The sequence below is a fragment of the Salinibacter altiplanensis genome (assembly GCF_002894645.1).
GTDB lineage: Bacteria > Bacteroidota > Rhodothermia > Rhodothermales > Salinibacteraceae > Salinibacter > Salinibacter altiplanensis.
The window spans coordinates 409,734-429,950 of the sequence record NZ_NCQY01000002.1 but is presented as its reverse complement, the minus strand read 5'-3'; the positions used below and the strand labels follow the sequence as shown (position 1 = coordinate 429,950).

Below are 20,217 nucleotides of genomic sequence, written 5' to 3'. Positions count from 1 at the left end.
GGGGGGGGGCATCCTGTCCCCAGCCAGCAACGCACTCACGCGCTGACGGCCTCCTCGATCTTGTAACGCTCCTGCACTAGTTCGTCCCCCAATTGGCAGGAGCACCCGGCAGGGGAACAGAATGCGCAAATGTCTGGTTAGTACCCGCACCACGTGCTTCACGCGTGGGGAGATTCTGCGGAGAGGCCCGGTTTTGACCTTCCCGTTCGTCCCCACCGTGCAGGGCGCCGACGCGGCGCTTTTGATCGTTCAACCCATCTGGTATGGAAGGCAACTTCTCAAACCGCGTCCGGGACGTCATTTCGTACAGTCGCGAAGAGGCGGTACGTCTCGGGCACGATTACATCGGTACGGAGCACCTCTTGCTTGGCCTCATCCGGGAGGGTGAGGGAATCGCGGTGAAGATTCTCCGCAACCTCGAATGTGACCTGTTGGAGCTCAAAGAATCCGTGGAAGACACGGTTCGGAGCACCAGCAGCTCCACCTCGGTGGGAAACATTCCCCTGACCAAGCAGGCCGAGAAGGTGCTCAAAATCACATACCTGGAGGCGAAGCTCTACAAGAGTGACGTCATTGGGACGGAGCACCTCCTCTTGAGCCTGCTCCGAGACGATGAGAACATCGCCGCGCAAATTCTCCAGCAAGGCTTCTCAGTAACGTACGACGCCGTGAGAAACGAGCTAGACTCCATTATTAGTGGCAAAGCCTCTTCTTCCAGCGGCAGCAGTGGATCCGGTGGTCGTCTCTCGTCCGGGTACGGGCAAGAGAGCGGCGAGTCGGAAAACAGCAACACGCCGGTCCTGGACAACTTTGGTCGGGACCTGACCGAGCTCGCGGAGGAGGACGAACTTGATCCCATCATCGGGCGCAAGGAAGAGATCAAGCGGGTTGCCCAAATTCTGAGCCGACGCAAGAAGAACAACCCCGTCCTCATTGGAGAGCCGGGCGTCGGGAAGACCGCCATTGCGGAGGGCCTCGCCGCACGGATCGTGGATCGCAAGGTCAGCCGTGTGCTCTACGACAAGCGCATCGTCTCACTCGACCTTGCCTCCCTGGTGGCCGGCACCAAGTACCGCGGTCAGTTCGAGGAGCGAATGAAGGCCGTGATGAAGGAACTGGAGGACAACGACGACATCATTCTCTTCATCGACGAGATCCACACCATCGTCGGGGCCGGCGGCGCCTCTGGCAGCCTGGACGCGTCGAACATGTTCAAGCCGGCCCTCGCCCGCGGCGATCTTCAGTGCATCGGTGCCACGACGCTTGACGAGTATCGTCAAAACATTGAGGGCGATGGCGCGCTCGACCGTCGCTTTCAGAAGATTATTGTTGATCCGTCTACACCAGAAGAGGCGGTCAACATTCTTTCGAACATCAAGTCCTACTACGAGGACCACCACAACGTCCGCTTTTCTGAGGAGGCCATCGATCTGGCCGTGCAGCTGAGCGATCGGTACATCACCGACCGGTTCCTGCCGGACAAGGCCATCGACGTGATGGACGAGGCCGGCGCGCGGGTGCATCTTTCGAACATTGAGGTGCCCCCCGAGATTCTGGAGCTTGAGGAACAGATTGAGGACGTACAGGAGGAGAAGAACCAGGTCGTCAAGAGCCAGCGGTTTGAGGAAGCGGCCCGGCTCCGCGACAAAGAGAAGACGCTCCAGGAAGAGTTGGAGCAGGCCAAGCAGGACTGGCACGAGCAGGCGGAGACCGAGGTCTACGATGTCACCTCGGAAGAGATCGCTGAGGTGGTGGCCATGATGACGGGCATTCCGGTCGACAAGATTAGTGAGCCGGAGCAGCAGAAGCTCCTCAAGATGGAGGAGTCGCTGAAGGAGCACGTCGTGGGACAGGACGAGGCCATCGAGAAGCTGTCGAAGGCCATTCGCCGTACCCGCGCCGGCCTAAAAGACCCCGAGAAGCCAATCGGGTCCTTCATCTTCCTCGGCCCGACCGGCGTCGGAAAGACCGAGCTGGCGAAGGTACTCACCGAATACCTCTTTGACTCGCAAGAGTCACTCATCCGGATCGACATGAGCGAGTACATGGAGAAGTTTTCCGTGAGCCGACTCGTGGGGGCCCCTCCGGGATACGTGGGGCACGAAGAGGGGGGACAGCTCACCGAGAAGGTGCGCCGGAAGCCATACTCCGTGGTGCTGCTCGATGAGATTGAGAAGGCCCACCCGGATGTCTCCAACATCCTCCTTCAGGTGCTGGACGACGGCATTCTGACCGACGGCATGGGTCGGGAGGTGGACTTCCGCAACACGATTCTGATCATGACCTCCAACATTGGCACGCAGGACATCAAGTCCTTCGGCCAGGGGATTGGGTTCGATCAGACCGACGGGGAGGACATGGACTACACGTCCATGAAGTCGACGGTTCAGGACGCCCTCAAGAACGTCTTCAACCCGGAGTTTCTGAACCGGCTCGACGATGTAATTGTCTTCAACCCGCTCAACAAGGAGAACATCTTCGACATCATCGACATCATGTCGGAGGATCTCTTCGAGCGGGCGGAGGAGCTCGGGCTTGACCTTGAGTTCGACGAGGCCGCCAAGGAGTTTTTGACGGACCGCGGCTTCGATCAGAAATACGGGGCACGACCACTCCGCAGGGCCCTCCAGAAGTACGTGCAGGACCCGATGGCCGAGGACATTCTCCACGACGAGATCACGGAGGGGGACACGGTGCTCATCACGCACGACGGCGAATCGGAAGAGCTCTCCTTCGAGGTGGAAGAGGGCGAGGCCCCGACCGAAGAGACATCGGCGGGCGAAGACGAAGAGGCCAGTGTGTCCACCGAGGAGGTCGCTGAAGGAGCGTCCACTGATGAGAATGGCTCCGGCGGAGAGGCCTCGGCAGCCTCCGATGAGGAGTAGTCATGTCACGACCGATTGGCATTCTCCCCTCCGTCCGGCGGTGCTGGACGGAGGGGTTTTTGCATTGCTGCCAACTGGGGTCCTCTGTTCTGCAGTCTTCCGCGTCTCCATTTTCTCTAGTAGGAAGACGGATTGCTACTGAGACTCCTGTCTCTTGGGTGTGAGGCGGACAGTGCGGATCCGCCCCTCGGTTTCCCGATCCTCCTTTTTCACAGGCACAGGACGTGCGAACGGCGGCCCGTCGGTCACGAATGTGTGGAAGGCCCCCTCTTCGCCGCAGGGGTCAATCTCGTCGGGCAGGTCTTTGAGAAACGTGTTGTCGTAGGTTCGTCCCAGAAACGACGCGTCGAGCTGAGCCGTGTCGACAGCCGTGACGACGGCCCGATAGCCCCGCGCCAGGAAGTGCTGGGCCAGCCAGGTCGTATCGCGCTCCCACAGCGGGAAGAGGGCCGATGCCCCAAGCGACTCAAGGGCCTCTTCGCGGTAGGCACGCACGTCGTCGAGAAACAAATCCCCCGCAACGACCGTCGAGAAGCCAGTATCCAGCAGAGGCCTCAGCGCCGCCTCCAGCCGCGCCTCGTACACGTCGTTCGGAGGCTGTGGCGGCACCTGCATGATGTGCAACGGAAGACCAAGCGCGTCGGCCTGCTGTTCGACGAGGGCACGCGGGGTGCCGTGCATCGTAACTCGGTTTTTCTCTTCCGTCACCGTCGTGAGCAAGGCCCCAATCCGACGGGGCGACTGGCTGTGGATGACGTCGTGGGCGAGCATGGCGTCCTTGCCGCCACTCCAGAGGAGCACGAAGCCATCGTGTGGATGTGAAGGCGTCATAGGATCGACAGTCATGGCCAGCCGTGTCAAGAACAGTTTAGGTGACCGCCCAACCTTCATCCTCAACCGAAGGCTGAAAAAACTCCACGGTACGGACCGGGCATGAGGCTTGACGGGGCGTCCGTTTCAGTACACTTTCCTTGAGTATCCGCTCCAGCCCCGTTCAGCCGTGGGTTCCAGTGTCAGGGGGCACCCTTGTTCTCCTCCGTCACATCCAAGACCGCATCGGCCAGGCGCCCTCCCCCACTTTGACTGCAACATCAATCCCCCACGGCCGGAGCGATTCGGCCTCTGTGGAGAGCCCCGTCTCGGTCCGCTCCGCCAGAACGCTCGGGGTGGGCAGCGAGCCATGTGCTCTATGTATACTGAACGGTTTTATATTCTCCACGATATGGAAACGCAAAAGGTCCATTCCGTGCACCGGAGCACGTTCTCAGGCATGGGGCACCCGCCAAAATCGATGCTCCGAAAAGACGACCATGTAAACCGGCACGCATGCATTAACCAACGTCATTCTGAGCGACCAACAACCGAAGGAGGAAACACCGTACCTCCCGACGGCCGTGCGTGCCCAACACGGCCGGGTCCACGGTGCGGGTCGAGACCCAAACGACGTGAAGGGCAGTGACGGAATGAGTGGCGAGGTGCCGAGCGTGACGCCCCGCCTGTGCCGCTCTTAGGAAACCATCGGTGGGAAACAGAATGCAGTCAGTGCGCAGCACGGCCACGCGATGGTGCTAATGGACGGATCAGTGCGGGGACGAATCAGGCACGGGTGCCCGGACTCGGCCTCCTCCATCGCCGCGGCAAGGTATGGAATCGTTTCGTTGCTCTCAGCGAGACGAGTGCCCGAACCGACAGGTTCATGTCTCGGCTAAAGCACAGGACGGGACCTTTCTAGCTCTTCTCGCGCTCTACTCAATCCTGTAAATTCGCACCTCTCGTAGTGCGTCTTCGGTCAGCACTTTCTCCAGGATGTCGGACACGGTATGTCGGACACGGACCGCTCCCCCACCATTCTCCATCCCGCCAGCGGAGGGCTCATTCTGGGGCTCGACTGGCTCTTGTTTTCGGAAAACGCGATAACCCTCGGCCTCTCCACGCTCTTCGTCGCGGCCGTCGGGGCCGGCGTAGCGGACCTCAGCGTCGGTGTCCTCCAGCATCGCTACGGTGCAGACGGTCCGGGACTCGCGGGCCTAAAGAGGCTTTTGGGGGGAATTGCAGTGGGCATTCCCCTCCCGGTGGCCGGCACGGCCCTGGGCGGCGGCCTCCTTGTAATCAGCGGGCTCGACGCATTTTGGCCTCCTCCATTCGGGACGTTTCCTTCCGCCCACGAGGATGAGCGCTAGTGCCCCCGGCTCCCTACCGCACGGACTGCACCGGGGCGTTTACAGTGACGTCTTCGACCAGTGCGCGGTAGGCCGCCCGCACCTCCGAATGGTCGTAGAGGTCGTTGTGCCCACCCCCCTCTACGATGACGAGCCGGCGGCTCTCGCTCCCCGCCTCGGCGTGCAGGCGCCGGGCCATTTCCGGGTTCGTCACCTGGTCCTCACTGCCCCCAACCACGAGCAGGGGCGCGTCCAGCGTCCGGACCCGTTCCAGATTGTCATCCTGTTGCAGGGCCGGATCCACCTCGACCCCGAGAAAGAGCCGGACGTACCACGGGAAGAGGTAGCCCTTCCAGTCATCGACGTTGGTGGCCGGGTTTTCGAGCACGACGCCCCCCACAGTGCGTTCGGTCGCGACGTGCGTGGCCAGAAAGCTGCCCAGCGAGTGCCCCCATACGAGGAGTTGATCCGGCGTGACGTTCGGCTGCGCCACCAGGGAGTCATAGATCGCGAGCGCGTCGTTGCGGACGGCCGCGGCACTGGGCGTGCCGTCGCTCCGCCCGTAGCCCCGGTAGTCCCAAAGGAACGCATTCACGGAAGGACGCGTCAGGGCGCGCAGATACCCCTGAGACTGGACGAGGTAGAACCCGTTGCCCCCAAAAAAAAGCACGGTCGTCTCGGCGTCGGACTGCGTAAGGTGCCAGGCGTTGACCGAGGCACTGTCCGTGACCGGAATGTTGCGGACCGAAAGGTCAACGTCGTCGACCGAAAACGTTTCGGGCGTCACCGAGGGCTTCGGCTGGAAAACCGTCTCCTCATCGATCGTAATCGTGGAGCATCCTGCAAATGCGACCGAAAAGACCAGCAGGAGCAGTGAGGAACGCATGGATTGAAGAATTCGATACGGGGAGGACAACGCCTGTGCGGCGAATGCCAAGCCTACCGAGTGGGTCCTCCTCGATGCAACCCCGTCGTAACGCTTTCACGGCTACACCGGATCGTACCACGGGTTCTGTGCCGGCGTCTCCCGCCCCGCGTGCACGGCGCCGTAGCGAAGGTACCGTTCGGCCCCTTCCGCGATGCCCGCCACCTCTTCGTCCGTGAGTGATCGCACCACCTCGGCCGGCTGGCCGAGGACAAGTGACCGGGGCGGCACCCGCGTGCCCTTCGTCACGAGCGCCTGGGCCCCAACGATGCTGTGACGACCAATCACGGCATGATCCAGAAGGGTAGCGCCCATGCCCACCAGCACCTCGTCCTCGACGGTGCATCCGTGCACGATGGCCCCGTGCCCGATTGTAACCCGCGCCCCGATGTCGGTTGGTGCCGTGCCGTGCGTGACGTGGACGACCGTGTGGTCCTGCACGTTGGTTTCGGCCCCCACACGGATCCAATTCACGTCTCCCCGGAGGGTACAGTGATGCCAAATGCTGGCCTTCCGTCCCAGTACAACGTCCCCAACGAGGACCGCCGTGTCCGCGACGTAGTTTGTGCCGTCGTACGTGGGCTCGACGCCCAACAAGGGTTTGATCATGATTCGGCTGAGGAAGATGTTGGGGAGTGCGCATCGACGCCAGATCCCTATCTGTTTTTCTCCACGGTCGTCTTCCCGTTCATGGCTGCGCCTCCCTCCAGCTCGTTCATCTCGCAACGCCCGTACGTGACGACGGGACTGGCCGTTGGGGGAGTGCTGCTCGTCGTTCTCGCAACGCAGCTCGTCCAGGTTCTGTTTACCGTCTTCGCCGGCATTTTGCTGGCCGTTTTTCTCGCGGGGGTCACCCAACAGCTGACCGACGACACCGTCCTTCCTCGCCCGCTGGCTCTCGCCCTCACACTGCTCGGACTGGTGGGGGTGCTCATGGGCCTCTGGGCCCTGGCAGGGCCCGACATTTCTGAACAGGCCAGTGCCCTGGCGACCCTTCTGCCGAACGCCGCCGAGCGGCTTGCCGCACGTGTTCGCGCCGCCGTCCAGCAGTACGGGTGGATGGGGCGGTACGTATCCCCCAGCCAACTCTTGCCTCCAGTTTCCAGCGTCCTAGGCCGCGTGACGAATGTGTTTCGGGGCACCCTCAATCTGTTCGTCAACGGATTCATCATCCTCTTCATTGGCATCTACGGGGGCGCAGCGCCGCAGTCATACCTCAAGGGCACGGTCCGGCTGGTGCCTCCGTCCTCGCGTCCCCGGGCCCGAGAGGTTCTCTCTGCAGTTGGACGGGCCCTGCGCTGGTGGCTCACCGGTCGGCTGATTCTTATGCTAATCGTCGGGGTACTGACGGCCACCGGGCTGAAGACCGTCGGCATCCCCTCGCCCATCGCTCTCGGGCTCCTCGCCGCCCTCTTTTCCTTCGTGCCCTATCTGGGGCCCATCCTGTCCGTGCTGCCGGCCCTGCTCGTCGCCTCCTTAATTGGACCTACGGAGGTGTTCTACGTCCTCCTGGTCTACGGGGCAGTGCAATTGCTAGAAAGCTACCTCATCGCCCCCCTCGTGCAGCAGCAGGCCGTCCACATTCCACCCGCCACGGTCATTACGGCGCAGTTTATCGGCGGGGCCAGCGCCGGGGCTGGGGGCGTCCTCCTGGCCACCCCGTTCGCCATCGTCGTAATCGTCCTCGTGCAAACGCTCTACGTGGAGGACGTGCTGGGCGACGAGGTCTCGCTGCTGGGCGAACACTGAACGAAGCCCACCCCCTGCAGTCCGTCCCGCCGGTCGGAGCCCACGCCGGAACGGTCCCGAACTCGCTCCCGCAAGCCACCCCGAACAGAAAGATCAGGGACAGTGCCGGGCATCGTCTCGTCCCAGTCCTCCCCTGATGACAGGACGATGCCCAGGAGCGCACCGCCTGCGGACACCAGCTGCAGACAGAGCGATGCGGCATCGGGGACCGTGGGCGAGCCGGGAGCCGACGCGCGGCAGGAGTAAAACGAGGCCATGCCGCTCGGCTGGGGCACGGCCCTGGAGACGAAAACATCTCCCTTGCCCGCATCTCAGATGCGAAGGACACATTGCTGCGGAGCTGACGGGCGGACTCGAACCGCCAGCCTGCGCATTACAAGTGCGCTGCTCTACCAGTTGAGCTACGTCAGCGTAGGAAGCCAACCCCAAACCAGCAAAAGTAACTGGTCGTATCGGGCCGAGTTTCGACGAGTCAGTACGTCCCGGAGGGGTCTCCCTTATCGTCGGCCTCAGTCGCCGCCCCGTCCTGCTGCCGCCGCCAGTACCACCGTCCCGCCAGCGCGGCCGCAATCAGGACCAGTATCGTCAGTACAATGCGCCCGTAGGTCTGGAGGTACGTCACCACGAGGTTCCAGTTTTCCCCCACGGCGTAGCCGGCGTAGCTGATGAGGCCCGTCCACACCAGCGCGCTGACCGTGCACCACACGGCCGTCCGGCCCACGTCCATCCGAAACATGCCCGCCGTCAACGAAATCACCGACCGGGCCCCACTGAGAAACCGGTTGGCCGCGATGACGCCGTAGCCGTACTGATGGATCCAGCGCTGCGCACGCTCGAATCCGTCCCGGGGCAGCCACTGCAGGCGGTCAGGATTCAAGGCCGAACGCCCGAGCTTGTGCCCAACGGCGTACATCGTCATGAAGCCCAGCGCGCCCCCCACCGTGGAGAGCAGGACCACGACGCCGAGGTGCAGCTGCCCGAGCCCGGCCATGTACCCCCCGAAGACCACGACCATATCGCCGGGAATCGGGGGCATCACGTTCTCGCCGTACGCGATGACGAGCAACGTCACGTACGCCCAGATCGGCGAGAGCGCCTCCATCCAGGCAAAGAAGTTGGAGAATCCGTCGAGCATGTGCGCGAGCGATCCGGCCAAATCGGTGTCAGGACCTTTCTCGTTGCGCGGGCTGGATCGTGCAGACTGCCTGCACCGCCACGCCTTCTTCCCGCCCCACGAAGCCTACTCCTTCCGTCGTGGTCGCCTTCACGGAGACCTGGTCGCGGGAACAGGAAAGCGCCGTCGCAATGTTCGCCCGCATCTCGTCGACATGAGGGCGCAGCTTGGGGCGCTCCAGGAGGACTGTGCCGTCGACGTTGTGCGGTATGTACCCGGCGTCGTGGATCTTTTGTGTCACCTGCCGGAGCAGCACCTGACTGTCCGCCCCCTCCCATTCGGCGTCTGTGTCCGGGAAGTGAGCCCCGAGGTCACCGAGCGCAGCGGCCCCGAGTAGGGCATCGGCCACCGCGTGCAGGAGAACGTCCGCGTCCGAGTGGCCGGCGAGGCCCTGCTCGTACGGAATCTTCTTGCCTCCCAGGATGAGGGAGTGCCCCTCGACCAGGCGGTGCACGTCGTACCCGAACCCAATGCGCATGGATGGTCTTCACCTGTGGAATGCAACGCTACGTCGACGCCCCCTCCCCAAACCGTTCGGGCGCATCTTTCCACCCCGGCCACAGCTCTCGGGCGAGCGCCCAGTCGTCCGGGGTCGTAATTTTGAAGTTGCGCCGGCTTCCCGACACCGGGACCACCTCGCGGTCCAGTCGCTGCACGAGGGCCACGTCGTCGGTTGCCGTCCCGTCCGCGGACGACGCGCGACGGTGTGCTTGCTCAAGCCAGCCGCGCCGGAAGCCTTGCGGCGTCTGCATCCGGTAGAGGTCGCTTCGCGGGATCGTATCGCCAAACTGATCGTCGCCGCCCCGGCGGAGCGTATCGGCCACCGGAACGGCCAGCGACGCTGCCCCGTCTGCGCGTGAAGCCTGAACAACGGCCTGCACCTGCGCCGCCGCGACGAACGGACGGGCCGCATCGTGCACGAGCACCGTGTCTACGGGGTCGGGAACCGCCCGCAACGCGTGCCGGACGGAGGCCTGCCGGTTCTCTCCCCCACGCACGACGGCCGTCAGCACACTGAGGCCCTCCGCCTCCAAGCGGTCGGTGACCTCTGCAACCCGATCCTCGGGGGCCGCCACCACAGCATGCCCCACGGCTGGGTGTCGCTCGAACGAAAGAAGCACCTGCACGAGCACCGGGTGCTCGCCAAGGGTCCGAAACTGTTTGGGTCGCCCCCCCAACCGGCGTCCCTTGCCCGCCGCTGGAATCAGAACGGCCACGTCGTCCGGACGAGCATCGGCAGGGTCCATGGGAACGGGGAATCGGGTGCGACGGACGCGGGGCGCTTTGGGCTCTTGCGCAGCTACTTGATGAAGATCGCATCGCCGAAGGCAAAGAGCCGGTACTCTTCTTCGAAGGCTTCTTCGTAGGCCTCGAAAAGGAAGTCATACCCGGCAAACGCCGCGCCCATCATCATCAACATACTCTCGGGCCGGTGGAAGTTTGTGATCATCCGCTCTACGATCTTGAACTCGTGCTCCGGAAACACGAAGAGGTCCGTCCAACTGTGGTCCGGCTTCAGGGTCTCGTCGGCCGAGAGGCTCGACTCAAGGGCCCGCACGACGGTCGTGCCGCAGGCCGTGACGGTATTTTCGTCGGACGCGAGGGCACGATTCACAACCTCCGCCGTCTCGGGGGGGATGTCGTACTCCTCCGAGTCCGTGCGGTGCTTGGACAGGTCCTCCACGCCCACCGGCTCGGACTTGTTGCGGCCGATGTGCAGGGTGATGGGGACCACCTTGACGCCCTTCTCTTTCAGGCGCCCCAGCAGGTCTTCGGTGAAGTGGAGCGTTGACTTCGGCGCAGCCACCGCCCCTCGTTCCTCGGCGAAGATGGTCTGGTACCGGTCTCGGTCCTCCTCCTCCACCTCCCGCTCGATGTGTGGGGGCAGCGGCGTCTTACCGATGTCCCGGATTTTCTGATACAGCGCCTCGTTTACGTCGTCGAACGAAAAGCGGATCGTTCGGCCCCGGGAGGTCGTGTTGTCGATGACCTCCGCGATCAGGTCGTCGTCGAAGTAGAGCTTGTTGCCGATGCGAATCTTGCGGGCCGGGTCGACCTCCACGTCCCAGAGCCGGCTCTCCGGGTTCAGCTCCCGGAGGAGGAAAACCCGGATGTCGGCGCCGGTCTTTTTCTTCTGGCCGTACAGGCGTGCCGGATAGACCTTCGTGTTGTTTACGACGAGCACGTCTCCCTCCGAGAAGTACTCCGGAAGGTCGTGGAACTGTTTGTCGTGGTTGATGTCGTGCGACGCCCGATCCAACACCATCATCCGGGACGAATCGGGCGGATCGGCCGGATATTCTGCGACGAGTTCTTCGGGGACGTCGTAGCTGAATTCCGAGCGTTTCATATACGGTCGTCAGTCGGGCAACAGGTGAGTTGAGCAAGCGCGGGGACCCACAAACGACGTTCGTGGGGGAACAGGGTAGGTACGAGTTGGGGCGCGAGCCTACTACACTTCCGCACGGGTCAAGTTGATCCCACTCCACGCGGGCTTTCTACGCGGGCGTGGGGGTGGAGGCGTGCAGCCACTGGCGCTCCCAGGCCGCCACCGGAGGCTCCGGGCAAAGCGCGTTGGGGTGGAGCACGGACGCGAGCACCTCGATGGCCCGGTAGAGGCGCGGGCCCGGACGGTTGAAGTACGCGTTGCCGTCGAGCAGGGCCACACGCTGATCCTCAACCGCCGACAAGGCCTCCCAGCCGGGCCGGTCGGTCAGGTAGTGCACGTCGCGGCGCGTTTCGTCGATGGTGAAGCCACAGGGCATGAGGGCGAGTGCGTCCGGATCCGCCTCACGAAGCGCGTCCCACTCAACCGGTGCGGTGGGCTTTCCGGCGGTTCCAAGCACGGGACGCCCGCCCGCCATCTCCACCACGTCCGGCATCCAGTGCCCCGCCACCATGAGTGGCTCCAACCACTCGACACAGGCCACGGAGGGAAGCGATTGCGGATTCGTGGCGCGGTCCACGCCGATTTGTTCGCGCAGCACGTGGAGGCCCGTTTCGAGATTGGCAATTGCGGTCATCGCCGCGTCGAGCGTCTCCGTGGCACGGGCCAGTCGGAGGGCCTCGTCGAGCACCTCCTTCAGCGTCTGCGGCTGCATCGAGACCACCTCAGGGCCACCGCCGGTCCACTCTCCGAGCTGTGCCTCCAGCTCCGGCAGGCTCACCGCACAGACCTCGCACTGGTCCTGCGTCACAATCAGGTCGGGCTCCAGGGCTCGCAGTCGCTCCAGGTCCACGTCGTAGAGGCTGAGCCCGTCTTGAAGCTGTCCCTGCACCGCATCGTCGATGGCGGCGGAGTCGCCGTCGGACGCATAGGTCGGGGCCGTCACGACCGGCACGTCCTGTACGCTCTCCGGGTAGTCGCATTCGTGGGAGCGTCCCACGAGCTGGCCTCCGGCCCCGAAGACACAGATCCATTCAGTCGCGGCCGGTAATAACGAGACGATGCGCATGGGCGAACAGGATGGCTGTCGAAAAGCGCGCGGCAGTTCGAACCTCCGCGCGTCTGGAACTACCGGATTGGCGGACGGCGGTTGTGGACCTCGGTCTCTTTCTGCACGGCGTGGGCGAGCGTAAGCGCATTCTGATCCTTGTACAGAGGGGCCACGAAGCTAACGCTGCCCGGCTCCCGACGCTCATCCGGGCCCTCGTCCACGGGCCGCAGGGCATTGGGAAGACACACGCACGGATGTCCCGTTAGGTTCGTGATGCTGAGCGTTCCGCCGCCGAAGCTCGGGCTCACCAGGACGTCGAGGTCCTGCATGACCGCGTGGGCCTGTTCCATGAGGTCCACCCGCAGCCGATCCATCTGCACGTGCTCCACGGCCGGGACGAAGCGGGCGCTACGGAAGACATTCGGCCACGTGTTCTCGCCCTGCCGGACCAGATCGTCGACGCCGCCCGAGCGCGTCAGCTCGTCGAACGCCGCGGCCGCCTCCACGTCAAGCGTATTCAGCAGCGCCCCCACCGGCACGTCCGCATTCCACGACACCGGCTCCAGGTCCACGCCGAGCCCACGGAGGACCTCAAGCGTCGTTTGGTCGGCCGCTTGGTTGCCGTAGTCTTCCTCGAACGCTTCGTGGAGGTACCCCACGCGGAGGGACGCGGCGGACCGCTCCGCCTCGAATGGAAACGGGACGTCCACCGAGGCGGGATCATCGGGATCGGCCCCACGGATCGCGTCGTAGACGTGTGCACAGTCGAGGGCCGAGCGCGCGATGGGCCCCAGCTTGTCCATGGTCCACGAGAGGGCCATGGCGCCGCCCCGCCCCACAGCCCCAAAGGTCGGCCGGTGGCCCGTGACGCCGCAGCGGGTGGACGGCGACACGATGGAGCCCAGGGTCTCAGACCCGATCGCAAACGGCACGCACCCCGCCGAGACCGCCGCGGCCGGCCCCGCCGACGAGCCACTGGAGCCCTGGTCGAGGTTCCAGGGATTCTTGGTGGTGGCATCGTACCACACGTCCCCCCACGCCAGCGCCCCCAGTGCCAGCTTGGCAACGAGAACAGCGCCCGCCTCGTCGAGCCGCTTCACGACGGTTGCCGTCTCGTCGATGGTCTGGTCCTTGTACGGTGCCGCTCCCCACGTCGTGGGGGTGCCCGCCACGGCCAGCAGGTCTTTGGCCCCATACGGCACGCCGTGAAGGGGGCCGCGCCAAGTGCCGGCGTCCAGCTCGTCGTCGGCCTGCCGCGCCGCCGTCAGGGCGCGGTCTTCGGTGTACGAGATGACCGCGTGCAGCCGGTCGTCGTACCGCCGCAGCCGCCGCAGGGCTAGCTCAGTAAGCTCCACACTGGTAACCTTCCGGGCACGGAGCAAGTGGGCCAACTCGGAGATCGAGGCAAAGGCCAGGTCCTGGTCGGCGGACGGACGGTCGATGGACGGCAGGGGGACCTCGGCTCCGTCGTCGGAAGGGGACACCTCCGGAATCTCTGCACCTCCGCGGCGCGGATCGAAAATCGTGGCCGGGGCCCGGGCATTGGGAAGTGCGTGTGCCCGCAGTGCCTCGTACTGCTCAAGGGTCTCGTTCAGGTTTTCCACCAGCAGCTCCCGCTCCTCCTCGGTGAAGGCAAGCCCGGCAATCGATTCGGCGGTCGCGACGTGCTCGGTCGTAATGGGGGCCTCATCATCTCCCTCCTCAGCCACTTGGGCATAGAGGGCACCCGGGAAGAGGCCACTTAGCCCCGCCGCGGAGCAAGCATCCAGAAACTGTCGTCGATCTATAGACATGGCCTTTTCCGGAGGAGAAAACAAATCATGAACGATGCACACCCGATCAATCCGGAGCTACAGGACTCGGCCCGCGGCCCCCTCCTCTGGGGCATCGCCCCGTCGGGAAACGGTCACTGGTCCGTCCCCCTTTTTCTGACGGGTGCAAAGACGCAACAGAAAGGCAGTTCCTGCAGTCTCGGTAGGGTGGGAGCATGGAAAACAGCCATGCGTGTTTCCAATCTTCATGCGATTACGCGAACCGCGGCGTACCGGAAAAACCACGACCCGTTTCTTGAGAAGATTTCTCTCTCAATCCGACGGGGGTCTTTTTGACGTGGCGCCACCGGGAAAAGGGCAAGGTCACGTGGGGGAACCGCCCCTACGGTTGCCCGGAGGACCCTCCATCGCTGGGTCTCCGGGCCGGCGCCTCCTCCGTACCGTCTCCGGCGTCGTCCAGTTGCGACCGTTGCTCTTCCCGCCGCTTTCTCACGTGTTCGGGGACACGCTCGTCCGCGCCGGCCAGTCGTTCTTCCATTTCTTCTCCCACCTGCTGCTTGATCTCGTCGGCCATTTCTTCGGCCACCTGCTTTTCGACCTCGGCGGTCACCTCTTCGGGCACGGCGTCTTCGGCCTCCTCGGCCACGGCGCCCTCAACCGTTTCGGCCACGGCCTCTTCCACCTCGCCCGGCATCGTGTCCTCAATTTCGTCGGCCACCACCGCTTCGGCCTCCGCCGCCACCTCTTCGTGCAGGATGCGCTCATATATGCTCATGTTCTCCCACACCCGCAGAAAATAGCCCAGCACGAGGCCGCTCTGAAAGGCGGCCACCAGCGGGTTCATGCCGACAAACAGCAAGTAGCCGAAGCCCATCGCGAACCCGAGGCCATAGAGTAGGTCGATGTAAAACTGCGTTTGACGACCGCGGAGCTGCATACGGCGTGCGTGCGTCTGGTTTGGAATTTGGAAGAACACCAACGGCTCACCCTCCCACCGGAAACAGCCAGAAGGCCAGGTACGATCCGCCCGTCGCCAGCAGGGGCACCAGGTTCTGCATCAACACGATCCGCACGCTGGTTCCAGGGTCAAACAGGTCCGACCGGGCCGGGCCAGACCGCCGCGGAGCGTTCGGGGGCGAAGAGGCGGCCCCCGTGGTTCCAACCGTCGCATCCCCACTCTGTGCCAGCGCCCCCACCGACACCTGGGGAGACACGTCCCCACGTACAGCCTCGGCCACCGACACGGTCTGCGTAGAACGCCCCCAGCCGAGCCCGATGATGCAGAGGGTGGCAACCACGACGAAGCTCGCCGGAATGCCGAGGGCGGAGAGAACGATGATAATACACGAACTGAGGAGCGCCACCACGATCGCAGCCGTAAGCGGCAAATCGGTGATGTCGTTGCCGAGCGTCTCCATGGTCCGACGGGCAATCGTAAGGGCCCCCAGCGCCACGGCCCCGCATCCGATGAGAATGCCGGCGTTCATGGCAAGCGCACCGCTGCCCACCAGCGGCGCGATGGCGTTGGCAATGTTGCTGGTGCCGGAGCTAGACGCCATCAGGACCCCGATGCTCACCAGAACGGCCGTGCCCACGACCTCGCGCCGGGAGGTGTTGGGCCCAAGAGCGAGGCGGAGCGGCACGCCGATGGGCTTCATCTCCACAATCGGCGACCCGTCGGGACGAATCACGGGCCACCCTCTGACTTCAATTCGTTCGAACACCAGCAGGGGCCCATCGCTCCGCTTAATGGCGACAAGCCGGTCGAGCGACTCGTACCCATAGCGCCCCACCATGACGGCCAGCCAGAAGCCGATGATTGGAGACAGGATCCACCAGGCGAGAATCTCTCCAACCACGGCAACGTTAAGCTCCCCGCTCGCAAGGCCAAGGCCAATGATGGCCCCCACGGCCGTCATTGACGTGGAGGCCGGTGTGCCCGAGAGATTGCCCACGAGCAGCGCCCCACCAATGAAGAGCAGCACCGTGATGCTGGCTTCTAGCGTGAAGACGGACGGGTCGTGGACCAGCTCTTGCCCCAGGGTATCGACGACGCGCCGCCCAATCGTGTAGGCCCCGCCAAAGAACGCCACCGCCATGAGCGTCCCCGCAGTGGTCTTCGACAAAACGTCCGCCCCCACGGCCGGCCCAAACGCCGGCCCGGTCGTCGCGCCGCCAATGTTGAACGCGACGAAGCACGCGATGATGACGCCACCGATGAGAAACAGATCGCCCACCGTCAAGAGTCAGAACGTGGTGCTATAGAGGGTCTCAGAGGCGTATTAAAACAAACTGGTTTTCCGGAAAGCCCCCCCCTCCAAAGACCCTTCGCGGGCGTGAAATGCCGTCTGCGTTGGATCTGGGGCAACGGGCCGGCGCTATCAGAGCCGAAGCCTCTCTCCGAACGAAGCCGTCTCCAGGGCACGCGCACCGAGCCGCAACGCAGGGCGTTCGTGAGGACAACCCACCGGGTCCGGCATCTCCCCAATGGGACTAGCTGCGCTCCTCCTCCGCCGTGTGCTGCTTTGTGGAGTTGAAGCTGATGCGGGGCCAATTCTCCATCGTGCGCTCCAACCGGAAGTCACTGAGCGCGAGGTACGCCAGGTCGCCACCGGCGTCGCGGAAGAGACTGTCCATGTTTTCGGCCTCAAAGTCCTCCAGGTCCTCCGCCGGTCCGTCAATCCAGCGGCAGCAGGCGTAGCGCACGCCCGTCAGGTGGGCGTCCACATTGTATTCGTCCTCCAGGCGGTCCAGGGTCACGTCGAACTGCAGCTCGCCGACGGCCCCGAGGATGTAGTCGTTGCCGCGGAGCGGACGGAACGCCTGGATGGTGCCCTCCTCACTCAACTGCTGCAGGCCCTTGCTCAGGTGCTTCGACCGGAACGGATCGTCGAGCCGCACCTTGCGGAAGTGCTCCGGCGCGAAGCTGGGCACCCCCGTAAAGTGCAGGGGCTCGTCCTGCGAAAAGCTATCGCCAATTTTGACGCGCCCGTGGCTCATGATTCCGATGATGTCTCCTGGGTAGGCGGTGTCGACGCCCTCCCGGTCCTGCGCCATGAACGTGGTGGCGTTGTTGAGGCGCATCGTCTGCCCGGTGCGGTGGTGGATCACCTCCATGCCCTTCTCGAATTTGCCGGAGCAGACGCGCACGAATGCCATGCGGTCGTGGTGCTTCGGGTCCATGTTCGCCTGAATCTTGAAGGCAACGCCCGTGAAGTCGTCCTCGTGGGGCGAGACGTCCCGAGTCACCGTGGGACGGGGTTGGGGCGGCGGGGCGATCTCGACGAAGGTGTCGAACATGTCGCCCACCCCAAAGTTGCTGAGCGCACTGCCGAAGAAGACCGGCGTCTGCTTGCCGCCGAGGTAGGCCTGCAGGTCCAGCTCGTCGCCCGCCTCGCGGACCAGCTCCACGTCGAATCGAAGGTCGTCGGCCTGGTCGCCGAGCACCTCGTCGAGCTGGGGGTCGTCCAGGTCATCAATCGGCAGGCGCTCGTGCTCCCCCTCCATGTCGGCGTGGGAGAAGAGGTGCAGCTCGTCGCGGTACAGGTTGTAGGTGCCGCGGAAGCGGTTGCCCATCCCGATGGGCCAGGAGAGCGGCACGGTATCTAGATCGAGCGTGTCCTCGATGTCCTCCAGGATGTCGAGCGGCGGCAGCCCGTGTCGGTCCATCTTGTTGACAAAGGTGATGATGGGGGTGTCCTGCATCCGACACACCTCCATCAGCTTCTCCGTCTGCTGCTCCACGCCGCTCGCGTTGTCGAGCACCATGATCACGCTGTCGGCCGCGGTGAGGACGCGGTACGTATCCTCCGAAAAGTCGCGGTGGCCTGGGGTATCGAGCAGATTCAGCTCGTAGCCCCGATAGGGAAATTTCATCACCGAGGAGGTGACGCTGATGCCCCGCTCCTTCTCCATCGTCATCCAGTCGCTCATCGCGAAGCGGTCGGCCTTCCGGGCCTTAATCTCTCCTGCCTCGTGGATGGCGCCTCCCTTCAAAAGAAGCTTTTCGGTGAGGGTCGTCTTGCCCGCGTCCGGGTGGCTGATGATGGCAAATGTGCGCCGCTTTTCGATCTCCTCCTTCAGCACCGGATCCACGTCGTCTGTCGGCGGGGCAGTGGCGTCCTCCGGAGACAAGGCATCAGTAGTGCTCACGACAGAAAAGAGGGGTTTGACAAACGACAATGTACGAGTGGAGGACTCAGCAAAGGAGTCGTCTGATAAGTACGGGACGAACCCCAAACGGTTTTGGACGCTCGGGATCCCGAGACGGTCTCCAAGAAGCCTTCACCCTGCCCGTTGCGGGTGGGTCAGCCCGAACCGTCCGGTCGGAGTCGAACCACGGACAGGCCCCGGAGCCCAATTTCCCCCAGGCTTCGGTCTTCGCCCCGGAACGGCACCCAGAAGAGGCCGGCGTCGTCCCCAGTCTTCATTGCCCCGGGCCCCAATCCGCCCCGAACCGCGACCGTGGTATCCGCCGTGGGCGCCCGGAAAACAAGCGTAAACCCGTACCGCAGAGGCACTTCATTCCTGTTGATGAGGCGCAATACGACCCCGTCGTGCTCGGTGTCGGCCCGCGGGTAGTAAATGTATGCGATTCGGAGCCCGCGTTGCGCAACAATCGGCGTCCAGGCGTCTTCGTGCCAGGCCGCGCTCGTGTCGCCGGCCACACCCCCCTTCTGCGCCCACCCCACCGACACCGGCAAAAGCCCCAGAACCAGCACCCCGATGATGTAACGATGAGAGACCTGCATAGCCAATGACCCCCGATTGTACCGCCGTTGCACTGCGCACGGGCCCCGACCGTCCCGGCACGTCCTCTCAGCTTCAGATGAAGAGCAGGGCCACGCCGGACGCCCCGACGATTAGGAGGAGGCCCGGCACCACCGCCCGCCGCAAGCCCGACGTGCCGGTGAGTGCCACGATGCCGCCCTTCAGCACCGTATTGGCGGCCGCCGCAATCACGATGGCCCGGGTGGCAGGCACCGCCCCTACGTCCCCACTTTCGTGGAGACGGGCCATCGAGAGGGTGATGGCGTCCACGTCCGCTAGCCCCGCCACGACACTCGACAGGTACACGCCGGCGTCGCCAAAGTAGGTTTGGGCCCCGTTCGACAGAACGAGAATGACAGCGTACAGCACCCCAAACGTGATTGCCGGGCCGAGGCGAAACGGATTTTTGACAGTCTGAGGTTCGTCGTGCTTCTCGACCGGCTGCACGCCGTACAGGTACCCACAATAGGCGAGGATCACGACGAAAACCCCCAGGATGGGGGCCCAGACTGTCAGAAGCAGGGGCGGGTTGATGACCGCCACTTCCACAATGACCCGTATGAACATAATGGCCCAGGCCAGGAGTACAGCCAGCGCGAAGGGCCGGTCCAGCCCCTCCGAGTCTCGGCTCCGCTCCGCGACGCTTAGCGTGACGGCCGTGCTCGATGCGAGGCCCCCGAGAATCCCAGTCAGTCCCACTCCGCGACGCGGGCCCACAACCTTGATGAGCACGTACCCCAGGAAGCTGATCCCGGAAATCAGCACGACCATGAGCCAGACGTTGTACGGGACCAGCACGTCAAACGGCGATGGACCGTAGCCCTGCTGCGGCAGCAGGGGCAGCACAACGACCGTGATGACCGCAAACTTGAGGGTCGCGATCACGTCTTCCTGATCGAGCGTGCGGGCGAGGGCATGGGTTTGCACCTTCAGCGACAAGAGCACCGCCGTCCCAACCCCGAGGGCCGCACCCAGGCGAAGGTTCCCCCAGTAGCAGAGCCCCCCAGTGAAGAAGGCTACGAGCGCCGCCATCTCGGTGGTGAGGCCGGTGTCCCGCGCCCGGGCCTGCAGGAAATGCCCGATGGTAAGCAACACTCCTACTGCAATAACAGTCATTGCAAACGGCCACGCACTCTCAAGTTCAGTGGCGCTCAGGGCCGACGCCGCCCCTAGAAGCGCAATGATGGGAAAGGTCCGCGCGCCGGCGATCAGTTCCCCGTCCCCGTCCGCCCGGTCGCGGTACGCGTACTCGCGCTGTAGCCCCATGAAGAGCCCGAGGACGAGGGCCACCCCAAAGCGGTAGAATAACGTCAGCGTGTCAGGCGGCATGTTGCGGTGCCCAGTCG

Annotated in this window: 17 protein-coding genes and 1 tRNA gene; 3 read left to right on the top strand and 15 right to left on the bottom strand. The window is 64.0% G+C overall.

The window, feature by feature from the left end; genetic code table 11:
* The first annotated feature begins 263 nt into the window (after positions 1-263).
* The gene (locus B7R93_RS01960) at positions 264-2,885 is read left to right on the top strand and encodes an ATP-dependent Clp protease ATP-binding subunit (protein WP_103019148.1); all 2,622 of its coding nucleotides are present in this window, start codon (positions 264-266) and stop codon (positions 2,883-2,885) included.
* Positions 2,886-3,020: 135 nt separating this feature from the next.
* Here B7R93_RS01960 and B7R93_RS01955 read toward each other — a convergent pair whose 3' ends face one another.
* Entirely contained in the window at positions 3,021-3,686 is a 666-nt protein-coding gene (locus tag B7R93_RS01955; RefSeq protein ID WP_232797910.1) for a Dph6-related ATP pyrophosphatase, read from the bottom strand.
* Positions 3,687-4,705: 1,019 nt separating this feature from the next.
* Between B7R93_RS01955 and B7R93_RS01945 the strand changes: the two genes are divergently transcribed.
* Positions 4,706-5,065, top strand: coding sequence for a phosphoribosylaminoimidazole carboxylase (locus tag B7R93_RS01945; RefSeq protein ID WP_103019145.1), 360 nt, complete (start codon positions 4,706-4,708; stop codon positions 5,063-5,065).
* A 13-nt stretch (positions 5,066-5,078) separates the two neighbouring features.
* On the opposite strand, the gene B7R93_RS01940 is transcribed toward B7R93_RS01945, so the two are convergent.
* On the bottom strand, positions 5,079-5,930 hold the full coding sequence (locus B7R93_RS01940) for an alpha/beta hydrolase (protein WP_103019144.1): 852 nt from the start codon (positions 5,928-5,930) through the stop codon (positions 5,079-5,081).
* A gap of 102 nt (positions 5,931-6,032) precedes the next feature.
* Complete coding sequence (locus tag B7R93_RS01935; protein WP_103019143.1) at positions 6,033-6,578, bottom strand: gamma carbonic anhydrase family protein; 546 nt, start codon at positions 6,576-6,578, stop codon at positions 6,033-6,035.
* A gap of 81 nt (positions 6,579-6,659) precedes the next feature.
* On the opposite strand from B7R93_RS01935, the gene B7R93_RS01930 reads away from it, so the two are divergent.
* Positions 6,660-7,718: an AI-2E family transporter gene (locus B7R93_RS01930; protein WP_103019142.1), complete on the top strand. Its 1,059-nt coding sequence runs from the start codon at positions 6,660-6,662 to the stop codon at positions 7,716-7,718.
* 338 nt (positions 7,719-8,056) lie between these two features.
* Here B7R93_RS01930 and B7R93_RS01925 read toward each other — a convergent pair.
* The 12 genes from B7R93_RS01925 to B7R93_RS01870 all read right to left on the bottom strand — a co-directional run bounded on the left by B7R93_RS01925 (position 8,057) and on the right by B7R93_RS01870 (position 20,200).
* Positions 8,057-8,129 (bottom strand) — tRNA-Thr (locus B7R93_RS01925).
* Between the two features lie 61 nt (positions 8,130-8,190).
* Positions 8,191-8,853 carry a DedA family protein gene (locus tag B7R93_RS01920; protein ID WP_198598553.1) on the bottom strand — a complete coding sequence of 221 codons (663 nt, stop codon included), beginning with the start codon at positions 8,851-8,853 and terminating at the stop codon, positions 8,191-8,193.
* Positions 8,854-8,881: 28 nt separating this feature from the next.
* Entirely contained in the window at positions 8,882-9,370 is a 489-nt protein-coding gene (gene ispF, locus B7R93_RS01915; protein WP_103019141.1) for a 2-C-methyl-D-erythritol 2,4-cyclodiphosphate synthase, read from the bottom strand.
* A gap of 28 nt (positions 9,371-9,398) precedes the next feature.
* Complete coding sequence (gene ispD, locus B7R93_RS01910) at positions 9,399-10,139, bottom strand: 2-C-methyl-D-erythritol 4-phosphate cytidylyltransferase (RefSeq protein WP_103019140.1); 741 nt, start codon at positions 10,137-10,139, stop codon at positions 9,399-9,401.
* A gap of 53 nt (positions 10,140-10,192) precedes the next feature.
* On the bottom strand, positions 10,193-11,242 hold the full coding sequence (queA, locus tag B7R93_RS01905; RefSeq protein ID WP_103019139.1) for a tRNA preQ1(34) S-adenosylmethionine ribosyltransferase-isomerase QueA: 1,050 nt from the start codon (positions 11,240-11,242) through the stop codon (positions 10,193-10,195).
* A 148-nt stretch (positions 11,243-11,390) separates the two neighbouring features.
* Entirely contained in the window at positions 11,391-12,347 is a 957-nt protein-coding gene (locus B7R93_RS01900) for a cobalamin-binding protein (RefSeq protein WP_103019138.1), read from the bottom strand.
* Positions 12,348-12,406: 59 nt separating this feature from the next.
* A complete protein-coding gene (locus B7R93_RS01895) occupies positions 12,407-14,122 on the bottom strand; it encodes an amidase (protein ID WP_103019137.1) in 1,716 nt (571 codons plus the stop codon).
* 361 nt (positions 14,123-14,483) lie between these two features.
* Entirely contained in the window at positions 14,484-15,038 is a 555-nt protein-coding gene (locus tag B7R93_RS01890; RefSeq protein WP_103019136.1) for a hypothetical protein, read from the bottom strand.
* 46 nt (positions 15,039-15,084) lie between these two features.
* On the bottom strand, positions 15,085-16,338 hold the full coding sequence (locus tag B7R93_RS01885; RefSeq protein WP_103019212.1) for an inorganic phosphate transporter: 1,254 nt from the start codon (positions 16,336-16,338) through the stop codon (positions 15,085-15,087).
* Between the two features lie 256 nt (positions 16,339-16,594).
* Positions 16,595-18,196 (bottom strand): peptide chain release factor 3, encoded by a 1,602-nt coding sequence (locus B7R93_RS01880; protein ID WP_103019211.1) that lies wholly within the window; start codon positions 18,194-18,196, stop codon positions 16,595-16,597.
* A gap of 212 nt (positions 18,197-18,408) precedes the next feature.
* On the bottom strand, positions 18,409-18,852 hold the full coding sequence (locus tag B7R93_RS01875) for a hypothetical protein (protein WP_103019135.1): 444 nt from the start codon (positions 18,850-18,852) through the stop codon (positions 18,409-18,411).
* Positions 18,853-18,925: 73 nt separating this feature from the next.
* Positions 18,926-20,200 (bottom strand): MgtC/SapB family protein, encoded by a 1,275-nt coding sequence (locus B7R93_RS01870; protein WP_103019134.1) that lies wholly within the window; start codon positions 20,198-20,200, stop codon positions 18,926-18,928.
* Between the last annotated feature and the right edge of the window lie 17 nt (positions 20,201-20,217).